At 28.3% G+C, this 13,306-nt stretch carries 11 protein-coding genes; 9 read left to right on the plus strand and 2 right to left on the minus strand.

The window, feature by feature from the left end; all coding sequences use genetic code 11:
* Nucleotides 1-20 precede the first annotated feature (20 nt).
* From MPR_RS06615 to MPR_RS06640, 6 genes are all read left to right on the plus strand, one after another.
* Complete coding sequence (locus tag MPR_RS06615; protein WP_041890541.1) at nt 21-1,217, plus strand: reverse transcriptase family protein; 1,197 nt, start codon at nt 21-23, stop codon at nt 1,215-1,217.
* 5 nt (nt 1,218-1,222) lie between these two features.
* Complete coding sequence (locus MPR_RS06620) at nt 1,223-2,011, plus strand: hypothetical protein (protein ID WP_041890544.1); 789 nt, start codon at nt 1,223-1,225, stop codon at nt 2,009-2,011.
* Between the two features lie 10 nt (nt 2,012-2,021).
* A complete protein-coding gene (locus MPR_RS06625) occupies nt 2,022-3,020 on the plus strand; it encodes a helix-turn-helix transcriptional regulator (RefSeq protein ID WP_041890547.1) in 999 nt (332 codons plus the stop codon).
* Nucleotides 3,021-3,220: 200 nt separating this feature from the next.
* Nucleotides 3,221-4,204, plus strand: coding sequence for a phosphoribosyltransferase (locus MPR_RS06630; RefSeq protein WP_041890550.1), 984 nt, complete (start codon nt 3,221-3,223; stop codon nt 4,202-4,204).
* Between the two features lie 19 nt (nt 4,205-4,223).
* Entirely contained in the window at nt 4,224-5,183 is a 960-nt protein-coding gene (locus tag MPR_RS06635; protein WP_041890553.1) for a DNA-processing protein DprA, read from the plus strand.
* A gap of 2 nt (nt 5,184-5,185) precedes the next feature.
* A complete protein-coding gene (locus MPR_RS06640) occupies nt 5,186-5,692 on the plus strand; it encodes an HAD family hydrolase (protein ID WP_041890556.1) in 507 nt (168 codons plus the stop codon).
* Nucleotides 5,693-5,755: 63 nt separating this feature from the next.
* On the opposite strand, the gene MPR_RS06645 is transcribed toward MPR_RS06640, so the two are convergent.
* Both MPR_RS06645 and MPR_RS06650 read right to left on the minus strand, forming a co-directional pair.
* Nucleotides 5,756-7,831: a leucine-rich repeat domain-containing protein gene (locus tag MPR_RS06645; RefSeq protein ID WP_041890560.1), complete on the minus strand. Its 2,076-nt coding sequence runs from the start codon at nt 7,829-7,831 to the stop codon at nt 5,756-5,758.
* Nucleotides 7,832-7,882: 51 nt separating this feature from the next.
* Nucleotides 7,883-8,137: a hypothetical protein gene (locus tag MPR_RS06650; RefSeq protein WP_074761240.1), complete on the minus strand. Its 255-nt coding sequence runs from the start codon at nt 8,135-8,137 to the stop codon at nt 7,883-7,885.
* A 1,062-nt stretch (nt 8,138-9,199) separates the two neighbouring features.
* On the opposite strand from MPR_RS06650, the gene MPR_RS06655 reads away from it, so the two are divergent.
* The 3 genes from MPR_RS06655 to MPR_RS06665 all read left to right on the plus strand — a co-directional run bounded on the left by MPR_RS06655 (nt 9,200) and on the right by MPR_RS06665 (nt 13,306).
* Complete coding sequence (locus MPR_RS06655) at nt 9,200-9,529, plus strand: nucleotide pyrophosphohydrolase (protein ID WP_041895237.1); 330 nt, start codon at nt 9,200-9,202, stop codon at nt 9,527-9,529.
* Nucleotide 9,530: 1 nt separating this feature from the next.
* Nucleotides 9,531-11,222: a DNA/RNA helicase domain-containing protein gene (locus MPR_RS06660; protein WP_052472653.1), complete on the plus strand. Its 1,692-nt coding sequence runs from the start codon at nt 9,531-9,533 to the stop codon at nt 11,220-11,222.
* A gap of 230 nt (nt 11,223-11,452) precedes the next feature.
* Entirely contained in the window at nt 11,453-13,306 is a 1,854-nt protein-coding gene (locus MPR_RS06665) for a DNA/RNA helicase domain-containing protein (protein WP_041890566.1), read from the plus strand.

Here is a 13,306-nt window from a genome sequence, read left to right on the forward strand (position 1 = left end):
GCAGGTTTTTTATATTAAATATGAAACTAGAACAGGAACAAGTCATTGAGCTTAGAAGATTATTTTTAAAGGCTAATACAAAAGAGGACTTATTAAAAGTGATTAATAAGTCTATTAAATATCAAAACAATGGGACTAAAGAGTTTAAATATATCTCTTTAAAAACTCTAACATACTATGCTAATGCTAATGTATGTAAAGATCGCTATACTAGTTTTGAGATTTTAAAAAAGTCAGGTTCTAAACGTACAATACATTCCCCTCATCTTATTTTAAATAAAATTCTAAAAGCTTTAAATCTTATTTTGCAATGCTCGTTTGAGCCTCATCAAGCAGCTATGGGGTTTGTTAAAAATCGCTCTATAGTTGATAATGCAAAGTATCATTTAAATCATTCTTATGTTTATAATATAGATCTTAAAGATTATTTTTATTGTTTTGATTTAAAAAGAGTAAAGTTTGGTTTTTTTAATGTTCCATTTGATTTTTCAAAAAATCAGGAGTCTTTAGCTTTTTTTATTGCATGTCTATGTACTCATCCTTTAGATATTAATGGTGAATTAAAAACAGTACTTCCTCAAGGAGCTGCAACTTCTCCAACATTAACCAATATCTTATCTTATAGATTAGATCGCAAACTAACGGGACTAGCCAAGCGCTTTAATCTGCTTTATTCTCGTTATGCTGATGATATTACTTTTTCTGGTGATTTTGATTTTAGTAAAAATAAAGACTTCATAGCTGAACTGGATCGTATTATAACAAAAGAAGGTTTTGAGATAAATAAAGACAAGACTAGAATGCAGTCTAAAGCTTTTAGGCAACAAATTACTGGACTTGTTGTTAATGAAAAAGTCAATGTTCACAAAGGGTTTATTAAACAATTAAGAATGTGGATTCATTATATTGAGAAATATGGTTTAGAAAAAGCTCAATCAATTTTTGATAAGAGTGAAATAAAACCTTTAAATGCAAAATATGACCTAGCCAATGTTTTAAAAGGAAAAATAGAATTTTTAAAACACGTTAAGGGGCAAGAGGATCCAACTTATATAAAATTAAATCAGCGTTTAAGAGCTTGTTTAATTAAAGCAGGTAGGATAGAGGAGAATCTAACAGAGAAGAAGTCTTCAGAAGATATTAAGTTTGAAAAAGCAATTAGTCTATTAATCAAACAAGGTGATATAGAGAGTGCAATGAATTTATTTTTTAAATAGTAAGGATGGATACTAAAAAATTACGTGAGTTTATAGACTTTACATCTAAGTTAATGCAAAAAGAGGAGAACTCTTGGATGTTCTCTGAGTTGTTATATAGTTTAAAAAAGGATGGTTACTTAATAAAGGGAGCTGATGATGCTATGTTATTGGATATCTATGAGTATTGTTTAGAAGAGAATTTAAGAAAACAAGCAGAAGGATTTTATTCTGATTTTAAGACATCACATATTAAAGAAGAATTAATTCTTGATTTTATTGCCATGGAGCGAGCAAGACGCAATAATGACTTTTATAGTTTTGCAGTTGCTACGTACCAACAGTTTGAGAATATCATAAATACTTTATTTAAAGATGAAATAGAGCCAACTTGGGAGAGAGATTCACTAAAAGTGATTGAAGGAATGGGGATAAAATACGACCCTAAAAAGAATCAAGAATATTTAATCTATACCCCAATAAGCAGTGAGTTTATTACTCAAAAACAGATGGTTTTAAGAGCAAAGAAGGAGCTAGAGATTAAATGGTATCCTAATCAAAAGTTCAATATTGTTATGTATAGGTTCATGTTTAATGAGACTGTAGGTAAGTATAAGCTATTTAATCATTTTAATCAACTTTTGACTCTTTTTGGAGAGGTTTATCTTTGTAGAAATCAGGTTCATAGAGGTAGTGTTAATAAATCGAAGTATAAAGAAAACACAATCAATAAAATAAACTCTAATCAATCACAGTATTATTTTAAATTCTATTACTTATTAGAACAGTTTGTAAGTGGAATTACTAAGGAATAAAGTTTAGATTATGGCTATAAATAAAAATGCATATGCTCGTTATAAAATATTAGATAAATGTTTTTCTAATCCTTATAAAGAATTTTATATAGAGGATTTGATTGAGATTTGTTGTTTAGAGTTAAGCGAATACTTTGGAAAGCCAATGAGTGTTTCACGTCGTCAAATATATGATGATATCAAGTTTATGAAAAGTGAAGTAGGTTTTTTAGCTCCTATAGAAACTTACCCAAATGGAAAAAAAAGATATCATCGCTATGAAGAGGAAGGCTTTAGTATTGAAAAACAAGAATTAACCAAGGAAGAGAGGGACCAAATAACTGATACTTTAATGGTTTTATCACGTGTTAAAGGGCTAGGGGATACGGCATGGATCGAAGAATTAAAAGTTAAGTTTGATTCTGAGCATGAAGCTTTATTAAATCATGAAGTCTTTATAAGTTTTCAAGAAAATATTGATCTAATCGGTATTAATTATTTAGGAGATTTATATAACTATATCAAAAACAAGCAGACATTAGAGATCAGTTATAAGAGTTTTAAACAAAAAAAGGATGAAAAAACTATTGTCTCTCCTCAATATCTTAAACAATACAACAATAGATGGTTTTTGTTTGCTTGGAATCAAAGTAAAAAACAGCTTACAAACTTTGCTTTAGATCGCATAAAAAAAATAGCAATAGCCAATGAATGTTATTACAAGAGTGATATAGATTTTAACCAGGATTATTTCGAAGAGATTATAGGGGTTACTAATTTTATTGAAAATAAAGCTGAAGAAGTTAAAATAGAATTGTCTGATGATATTATCCCTTATATAGAAACAAAACCATTTCATCAATCTCAAAAAAAGATTAAGGATAATATCTTAACCATTAAGGTTAAGATCAATTATGAGCTTAAACAGCAAATACTCTCTTATGGCAATGCAATGAGGGTGTTATCTCCAGAGAGTTTAAAAAATGATATAAAACAGATTCTAGAAGAATCTTTAAGCAGATATAACTAATTTAATTAACTTGATAAAGATTCTGAAAGAACTTCTCTCAGGATTTTTTTATTAAAAACTTGTAACTAGTTTATTTATAATGATTTTGAAATAGTATTTTATTTTTTGTTTAAGTGTGAAGTTTCACTGCACACATGGACTATAAGTTTGCAATGTCATACTAAGAGATAGTATGATATTAATCAAAAAATATAAATGTTATGAGAAATAATAACAAGTTAAGCAATGTATTTGTAAAGATCTATTTAGTAGGAAAATCAGATTTAACTCAAGAAAAGAAAATTGAATTTATTAAGGCAGAAAAGGACAATATAATTAAAGAGTTGCATAAATGTCTTAGAGAATTTGGTAAAATAAAAACTAAATATGATTATCAACTTTTGAGTTTTTACCTACAAGTGTTACAAGATAATATTATTCTTTTTAAAGATTTAGAGTATAGTAATTTTGTTGTAGATATTGTAGATAAATTAAATGAGGGAGAAAAATATTCAGTAGAGTCTGATATGATTGAAATAGATAAGTCTTTACCTATTTCAAAATACAAAGAACTATGTGCACTAGTACCTGATTTTAGAACTCATCAAGGAGATAGCTGTGAATTTGATTATTTATTTGATTATAAATCGAACTATAGTGAAGATGTTTTAGTTGATCCTATATTTGGTAAAATTCAGTCTGAATTTGTTTATGATTTTAAAAAAGGTATACGCTCAATAGTTCTTTCTTTAATTATCGCATATCACCTTTATAGAAAATATGGAGAGTTATTAAAGCAAGGTAATGTTTGTATATGTGTAATACCTTCTTCAACAAAGCCACGTTGTGAGTTAAGGTTTCAAGAGCTCATAAATAAAGTGAGCTATCTTTTAGGTATTGAAAATGGATTTGAATTAATAACTAGATCTACAGACAGACTTGATAGCAGGGAACAATGTAAAAAAAATATTGATGTTTTAGAAGGTGTTAGCTTTAGTAGTAAACTTAAAGGTAAAACAGTAATTTTACTGGATGATGTTAGCACTATGGGAACTTCTGTCTCTAAGTTTAATGACAAGCTTAAAGAGGTTGGAGCCCACAAGGTACAAAGTATTGTTTTAGCTAAAACTTATTATGTGAGAGGTAATAATTTGCCTATGCCAGAGTTAATTGAGCTAAATAAAAGTATATATAACCTATTGTAATAACTTAAAATTATAAAATATGAAAACCAGTGATATATTAGTTTATCTTCAACTTAAGGGATTAGGTAGAGCTACTGCTTTTAAATTAGTGGAGTATTATGATTTTAAAGAGTATAAATTCTTTAAGAGTGATGCTCTAGAGTTATTAAACTTTTACAACGAGTGTAGAGCCTTAAAAATCGCTAGAGCGATGAAAGATTATATTTTAGAAGACTTTGAGTTAGCAATTAAGCAATCTCAGAATCTTTTAGAGCAATCTTTTACTAATGGTATAGGTATTGTGTCATATTTTGATATTAACTACCCTAAAAGGCTAAAATCATTATCTAAGGCAGGTAAGAATGATAGTCCTATTATTTTATACTATAAAGGAGATATTGCAAAATTAAATCAAATGCCAACGGTAGCCATTATTGGAACTAGAGATATCTTACCTGATGGGGCTGTATCTGGAGAGGTAATCTCAAAGACTTTTGCCAATCAGAATTTTAATATAGTTAGTGGCTTAGCCTTAGGGTGTGATACAGTTGCACATCAAGGTGCTTTAAAGGCCACTAAAGGGATAACTACAGCTGTTCTTGCTCAAGGGCTTGATTCAGTATATCCAAAAGAAAATAAAGATTTAGCCTTAGAGATATTAAATAGAGGAGGGGTTCTGATTTCTGAATATCCTATAGGGACTAAAGTAAGAGGTCCTCAACTTGTTGAGAGAGATAGAATTCAAGCAGGACTCTCTGATGCTACGATTGTTATTCATACAGGAGTAAAAGGAGGTACGATGCATGCAGTGGAGACTACTTTAGATAACAATAAACCTTTGTATGTAATAGGATATAAATCCAATCAGATGAATATGCATGAAAAAGTACAAGGTAATATTTTATTAGTTTCTCAAGGAAAAGCTAAATCATTAACGTCAGAAAATATAGATAGTACTATAGATTACCTAATGCAATTATTTAATAATAAAAGATTTTAAGTATGGATAAAGAGCTTGTTATTTTTGACTTAGATCAGACTCTAGTAGATACGTCTATGTTAGAGGCTTTAAGAAGACAAAGACAGTGGAATACGGTTTATAGAGATATTGATAAAACAAGAGTTTATGAGTCTATAAAAGAATCTGTAGACTTTTTATTAAACCAAAATATAAAGGTTGCTGTTTTTACATCTTCTCCAAAGTCGTACGCCCAAAAAGTATTAAACCATCATAATCTAAATTATGATTTGCTTTTAGGTTATCACGATGTAAGACATAGAAAACCTTCACCAGAGGGTTTTATAAAAATATTAGATCACTTTAAGGTAGAGTCTCAAAAGGCTATCTCTTTTGGAGATCAACATACAGACATTGTAGGATCAGAAAAAGCAGGTATTAAAACTGTGGGCTGTCTATGGGGTAATTTAAACAATAACCTTCTTATAGAAAGTAAACCAAGTATTATACTTGAAAGCAGTCAAGAGATTTTTGATTGTATAATGCTATAATAAAAAACAATAACTACGCCTTAAAGTAATATATTTCTTTAAGGCGTAGTTATTTTATCTAAACTAATCATTGCTTTTACTTACAAACAATAGTTCAGCTTTTTGAATTTTTATTTCAGAACTATGTTCAGTTTTTTTATTGTTAGGATCTACTTTATAGTTATCAGTATTTAGATATAGAACACCTGGCTGATCTTGGTCTTGATAGATATAAAGAGGATTAATAATCAGATTAAATTTCTTTTTTATTTCGCCATCTACATAAGCATCTATATCTTGAAATGGTTTATGACTTAGATATGGATTAAGCAGTGTTGTTTTATATTTTTCTTTATCATCAGCTTTTCTTAGAGTAAGACTATTTAACCTTTTATCCTTTTTATCAAGGATATAGTTACTAATTGTATTGTTATCTGATAAGGTATACACAATAACACTTTTTGAAGATACTATGGCAAACATTACCCTATCTATATCTACTCTAGTATCATTATAATCTTGCGTTTGATTAACAAGCAATGTATATCTATTAGTTTTATTATCTAATTCAACTAAATAACCAGCTGTTTTTTTCTGTTTTAATTTAGCATCAATTCTATATACTTTTTTGAAGAAATCAGCTAAATCACTTATGTTATTACTAGTCTGTAAAGTAGGTAGTAAGTATTGATGAGTTACATCAAAAACAACAAAGTGCATCAGTTCTAAATATTTATAAAAGTAATCTTTAGTCATTGCTAAATCACTACTATAGATCTCTAAGGTTATAGTGTCTTTTGTACTATTTAAGACAATGGAGATGTTTTTATGATAAAGATTTATGTATACACCTTCTGCAAAGAAATATCTTTCATCTTCGCTTAATTGTTTAAGATAGTTATCTAAATAAAATTGCAACTCTTTTATCAGTAGTTGTGTGCTAGAATTTAATATTGTCCATTCTAATTTGAGATAACAATGACGGTTATAATTATTTATTTGTTTTTCAATGTCTTGAAAGCAAAGAGATTCATTAAACTCAATTAAATCGAGATAATCTTTAATGGCTTGAATCTGATTTTCATCAATCATAGAGCCTAGAACTCCTTTAGTAAAGGCATTGGTAAATTCATTTCCTGTTAGATCTATATATTCTAAGTTAGGAAAGTACTTATCTATTTTAAATAAAAAATCAAGGTTAACTTTGATTTTATTGTATCTTAAATCTAAGAATGTAATATTATTGCAGGGCTCAGGTATAATTAAACCTTCATTTGTTATCTGATTAACAGATAGATCTAAAAGATTAAGTGACTTATTTGTATTTGTAAAGTCAACTTGGGTTATTAAGTTATTAGCAAGAGCTAAGGTTTCTAGTATTTTATTAAAATCACTAAGTTTAATTAAATCACTAATACTATTTCCTGAGAAATCTATATTAGAGAGTTTTAGTTTTTTATAATGGATCTCGTTTAATGATTTAATACTATTTCCTAAAACTACTAAGTCTGTTATTTGTTTTGGAAGTATTTTAATTTGCTTTGTAAAGCTATATTGTAAGCAAAACACTTCTAAATCAAGACTAGCTATTTTATTATAGTCATTCTCAGAGAGAAAAAACCAACCTATTTCGAGTTGTTTAATGTTTTTATTTCTTATAAATTCAATTAGATCATCAGAAATAAAATCTTGTTTAAAATCAAGTACCTTGTCATAAAGCTTAAATAAATTATTCTCAAGCTCAATACGCTCATTGATATTTTCAATAAAATTACTCAGCGGAAGGACATTTTTAATTTGATTTGCTAAGCTATAGAATTGATGCTTTTTATCTAAAGCGCAAGTATTTAATGAATTTCCATGTAAGATTAATAAATCTATAGAGTCAATATCATAAGGAAGATTTTGATCTGGATATAAACTAGTTATTTTTAAGGATTCTAATTTTTTACCCTTCAGATATTGATTGATTTTCTCTTGAGTTGTATGTTCAAGCAAAACTTGTGTTTTATCACTATCATAAAGAGAGATTTGTCCCAAAGGATAGTTGTATTCAAAGAATTTACTTTCCAAAAGATGATCTAAATAATCAGTATTGTCATCCAAACTATTTAATTCTATGTTTAATAGTTCTGATGGAGTTATTATTAAATTCTTCATGTTTTTATTCTCAAGGTAACAAGAGTTTTTTAATTAAGTATGAACTTTTTTTTAAAGTAGATTATTTCTTGAGTAAAGGCTCTTAGATATTATTTTTAGTTTAAACTCTGTTGCATGTTTATGAGATTTAGTTTCTCTTAGATAGCTATAAGTTTGTCTAATAAATGTTCTATAGCCAATAGGGGTTAGTTTAATTTGAAATTTTTGTTTTAAAAGAAGAGCTATTTCGTTTTGGTCTATAGAGGTTTTATCGTTAGCATAATTAGCTATTGCTTTAAGTATGTTTTGATTTGGAAATTGAATCATTCTATATGGATTTAATAAGTTATTATTTGGTCTAAAATGCATTTGATTTTTAAAAAAATTACAGCAATATTTAGAATTGCTGTAATCTTATAATACTAGTTGTATTACTTTACTAGCTAGGTTAGTATTTATTTTATTTCTCAACAATTAAGATTTTTACTTCTTATTGTCATCTACAACTTTAAATATGGACGCTGCCGCGGTACATACTATAAAAAAGATTCTTAGGTACATATCTTATTGTTTTAGATCATTAGTATTATCAGCGTTAATCACAGCTGTTATAATAGTTGCAATTCCAGTTATGATGGCTAATGCGATTTTTAGATTTTCATTTGACTTCATAATCTTGGTTTTTTAATTATTAATACTTTTCTGTTTGTTATCTGATAACAACTCAAAGATTGTTAAGGCTAGCCCTAATAAGCTTAAAACGGTTCTTGGGTTCATCTTTTTAAATTTTAAAATGTTAATTAATTACAATAGGCTTTCTATTGTTTTTCGATTTTGTTGTTTTGATCATCATGACGATCAATTATAGCCTTCATAACTATTGTTATTCCACTAAAGATGGCTAATGCGATTTTTAAATTCTCTTTTGAATTCATATTATATTTATTTTATTATTAATACTTGTTTTATGTTTTTTAAAAGGTCTATCTGAATCTTTTATAGATAGTTATAGCTAATGATGCTACTGTGATTAGAGTTCTTAAATTCATAATTAAATAGTTTTTTTGTTAGCACTTATTTTTAATACAGCAAGCTGTTTTAGATCTCTATTAATGTTAGTTAAGTCGATCTTATTTTTAGTTTGATATAGATTATTTTGCATTTGATATTGGTTTTGATTTCTGAGACAAATCTATGTCGAGTTAGTTTTAAATCATTTTCTTGTTCAGGGGTGAACAGAAATCAAGTTAAGTAGTTATCTGTTTAAAATACTTATATTGAGTTTGTTATGTTTTTAAAAGGAGGGAGCTACTCTTTTAAGAAATAAAAGAATAGTTTTTAATTAGTATGATTACCTTTACAAAAAGTATGTTTAAAAAAGTAATTACAATGAAAACTATAGATGATTTAATAAAGGAACTAACTGATTTTAGGGATGCTAGAGATTGGAAGCAATTTCATAATTCTAAAGATTTAGCTTTAGCTTTATCTATTGAAGCATCGGAGCTTTTAGAACTCTTCCTATGGAAAGGCAATGAAGACTGTAATAAACAGAGGTTAGAGGAGGAACTTGCAGATGTATTTATGTATGGACTACTATTAGCTGAAAAAAATAATTTAAATATAGCGGATATTATATCTAAGAAGATTGCTAGAAACAATGAAAAATATCCTGTAGATAAAGCCAAAGGAACAGCTAAGAAATACAATGAGCTTTAAAATGGAAGACTTTTATTTTAATGTATATAAAGTTGATTCTATATCTGAGATTGAGAAGTATTTTGATGGGAATCTGGATATTTTAGATTACCCAGTGGTTTATATATTATATAATAATAACGAGATTTATATAGGGGAGAGCTCTGATATTAAAAATAGACTTTTAACCCATTCAAAGAGCGATCAAAATAAAAAGCTTAAAAATAGGCTTGTTATATTCTCTCCTTTTTTTAATAAGTCAGTAGCCTTAGGATTAGAGACTTTTTTATTACAGAATTTTATTCCAGTTAACAGAAAAGTATCAAATACAATTTTAAATACCTCTAAGCATAAGTATTATAATAAGCATAAATATGAAGCTTTATTCCCTAATATCTGGGAGCGTTTAAAAGAAACTAAAATTATTGATCCTAATTTAAGATATGATGATATTAAGAACATGGATGTTTATAAATATTCACCGTATAAAGAACTTAATGAAGATCAGCAAAACGCAATAATAACAATACTTGAAGGTATTACTAAAGGAAAGACTTCTTTTGTAGTTCGAGGTCTTGCTGGAACAGGAAAAACAATTGTGGCTATTTATCTCTTAAAGCTATTGGTTAGCGATTTAAGTAGTATTGATGAAGAGAGTTTATATAGTGAGTACTCTAAGAAAGTATATGAGTTACTAAAACAGATTAAAGAGCAAAAGATTAGTTTTAATAGTGATAATAGCGCTTTAGTTATTTCAATGAAATCTTTAAGAGAGACTTTAGGTAATGTTTTTAAAAGTATTGATGGATTGAAAAAGAAAATGGCTGTTGGGCCTTCTATAGCTATAAAAAAGAAGTTTAATCTTGTTATAGTTGATGAAGCGCATAGATTAAAACAATGCGAGAACCTTAGCAGTCCTTCAGAGTATAAAACTTTTAAAAAATACAATATTGAACTTGGGCTTGACGAGCAAAATGGGAATCAATTAGATTGGCTTGAAAAATCAACTAATATTCAGATTTTGTTTTATGACAAAGATCAAACGATTAAAAAAACAGATGTGCCAAATACACACTTTGAAGAATATTTTAAAAGAAATAAGTCTGTTTTTATTGACTTAAAACAGCAGTTAAGATCTAAGGGAGGTAATCTCTATATTGATTATATAGATAATATTCTTAACCAACAAGTTACTGCATTAGAAAAAGAAGAGTTTTCAGAGTTTGAATTAAAGCTAATGCCTTCTTTTAAAGATTTGGTTGACCAAATTAAACAAAAGGAGACTCAGGTTGGACTTAGCAGAGTAATTGCGGGATTTAGCTGGAAATGGGACAGTAAGGATGATAAAAATATAATGGATATCAATGTTGATGGAATTGATTATCAGTGGAATAATACTGACCAAGATTGGATAAACTCTAATAACGCTATAAATGAAATTGGTTGTATACATACCACTCAAGGGTATGATCTAAACTATGTGGGATTAGTCTTTGGAAAAGAGATTTATTTAGATCCAAAAGATGGAATAATTAAAATCAATAGAGATTTTTATTTTGATGTTAAGGGAAAGAATAAAACTACGGACATTGAATTAAAACACTTTATTATTAATATTTATAAAAATATGATGTATAGAGGAATCTATGGGGTTTACATCTATTGTATGGATAAAAACCTACAGGATTATATGAAGCAATTTATTTCGTATTAAATAAAAAGAGAAACGGTACCCTGAATTAGGATACCGTTTCTCTTTTATACCCATTAAGCCAATACTAGCAATAATTACTCTATAAATTCGAGTTATTAAATTCTTGTTTTTTTAAAACAACAGAGGCTTACTATTATATCTTTTTTGTTTTAATATCTCTAAATTCTTCCTTACCTTGAAAACGGCTTTTATGCCTTTATATGACGTATTGTGTCACTAATTATATTTAAATGATTGTTTACCATAAAACCAAAGAAGGATTCTGTAATGATATCCTTACCAATGATATTGACAATATTATTTTAAACGCACTAATTGATAAAACAGGTAAGTCTGTTGGTCAAGCTGAGCTTAATTCTTTTAGAAATTCTTTAATGTTTATTAATAATGTTGTAAGTGATTCGGGTATTCCTAAGGATTGTAATATTTCAATAGAATATCATATTCCACAAACTTCTAAAAGAGTTGATTTTATTATAACAGGTAATGATGGACAAAAGGATCATGTTATTATAATAGAACTTAAGCAATGGCAAGAGGCGGAGATTACAGATAAAGATGGAGTTGTAAAAACTCGTTTTAAACATGGTATACAAGAGACAGCACATCCTTCTTATCAAGCCTACTCATATGCATGTTTATTAAACTCTTTTAATGCAACTATTGAACAAGATGATATTAAACTTCATCCTTGCGCTTATTTGCATAATTATGCTCAGGATGATGTTATAACAAATAGTTTTTATCAGCAGTATTTAAATCAAGCGCCAGTATTTTTAAAATCTGATGCTAAAAAGCTAATAGAGTTTATTAAGCAGTTTATAAAATACGGTGATAACTCTAATATTTTATATCGCATAGAAAACGGAGAGATAAGACCTAATAAATCTCTTGCAGATGCTTTATCTGGTATGATGAAAGGCAATCAAGAGTTTGTGATGATAGATGATCAAAAAATTGTTTTTGAGACTGCTAAAAAACTTGCCTTTACCTCTAGACCTGAGAATAAAAACGTACTTATTGTTGAGGGAGGCCCAGGAACAGGAAAATCTGTAGTAGCTATTAATTTATTAGTACAACTTACTCAGATGGGCAAACTGGCTCAGTATGTAACTAAGACTGCAGCTCCACGTGATGTATATTTTCATAAACTAGTAGGAGATAAGAAAAAAGTAGAGCTAAAACAGCTTTTTGTAGGCTCAGGTTCTTTTATGAATACACCACCTAATGTGTTTAACGCCCTTATTGTAGATGAGGCTCATAGATTAACAGAGAAAACAGGTTTTTTGCGTCAAGGAAAAAATCAAATACAAGAGATCTTAGAATCTAGTTTGTTTTCTATTTTCTTTATCGATGAAAATCAAAGAGTACATATTGATGATTATGGAGATATAGCTATTATTGAACAGTTTGCTAAAGAAAGAGGAATTAATATACATAGACTATCATTAGAGTCTCAATTTAGATGCAATGGTTCTGATGGTTATTTAGCTTGGGTTGACCATGCTCTTCAAATAAGAGAAACAGCAAATACTACTTTAAAAGATATTGTTTATGATTTTAAAGTTTTAGATGATCCTTTGGAGCTTCAAGAATTAATATATAAAAGAAATATAGAGACAAATAACAGAGCTAGACTCGTAGCTGGTTATTGTTGGCCTTGGAATAGTAAAAAAGACACTAAGACGTTTGATATTACATTTAAGGATTCTGAGTTTAAGATGAAGTGGAATATGACTGATTATGGAGGAACTTGGATTATTGATCCAAACTCTGTAACAGAGGCTGGATGTATACACACAGCTCAAGGATTAGAGGTAGACTATATTGGAGTTATAATTGGAGATGACTTAATTGTTAGAAATGGAATAGTGCTAGTAGATCCAACAAAAAGAGATAAGTCAGACAAGACAATCTTTGGCTATAAAAAACTAATGAAAGAGAATCCAAATGACACCAAAGAACTTGTTAGAGCTATTATAAAAAACACATACCGCACCCTAATGACACGAGGCATGAAGGGGTGTTATATCTATTGTACAGATAAAGAAACTAGAGAGTATTTTAAAAATATAATGTCATAG

It is taken from the genome of Myroides profundi, assembly GCF_000833025.1.
Classification (GTDB): domain Bacteria; phylum Bacteroidota; class Bacteroidia; order Flavobacteriales; family Flavobacteriaceae; genus Flavobacterium; species Flavobacterium profundi_A.

Bases quoted from the DNA above. Each gene is read 5' to 3' on its own strand.
- MPR_RS06615 (WP_041890541.1), top strand. From the start codon at position 21: ATGAAACTAGAACAGGAACAAGTCATTGAGCTTAGAAGATTATTTTTA.
- MPR_RS06620 (WP_041890544.1), top strand. From the start codon at position 1,223: ATGGATACTAAAAAATTACGTGAGTTTATAGACTTTACATCTAAGTTA.
- MPR_RS06625 (WP_041890547.1), top strand. From the start codon at position 2,022: ATGGCTATAAATAAAAATGCATATGCTCGTTATAAAATATTAGATAAA.
- MPR_RS06630 (WP_041890550.1), top strand. From the start codon at position 3,221: ATGAGAAATAATAACAAGTTAAGCAATGTATTTGTAAAGATCTATTTA.
- MPR_RS06635 (WP_041890553.1), top strand. From the start codon at position 4,224: ATGAAAACCAGTGATATATTAGTTTATCTTCAACTTAAGGGATTAGGT.
- MPR_RS06640 (WP_041890556.1), top strand. From the start codon at position 5,186: ATGGATAAAGAGCTTGTTATTTTTGACTTAGATCAGACTCTAGTAGAT.
- MPR_RS06645 (WP_041890560.1), bottom strand. From the start codon at position 7,831: ATGAAGAATTTAATAATAACTCCATCAGAACTATTAAACATAGAATTA.
- MPR_RS06650 (WP_074761240.1), bottom strand. From the start codon at position 8,137: ATGATTCAATTTCCAAATCAAAACATACTTAAAGCAATAGCTAATTAT.
- MPR_RS06655 (WP_041895237.1), top strand. From the start codon at position 9,200: ATGAAAACTATAGATGATTTAATAAAGGAACTAACTGATTTTAGGGAT.
- MPR_RS06660 (WP_052472653.1), top strand. From the start codon at position 9,531: ATGGAAGACTTTTATTTTAATGTATATAAAGTTGATTCTATATCTGAG.
- MPR_RS06665 (WP_041890566.1), top strand. From the start codon at position 11,453: ATGATTGTTTACCATAAAACCAAAGAAGGATTCTGTAATGATATCCTT.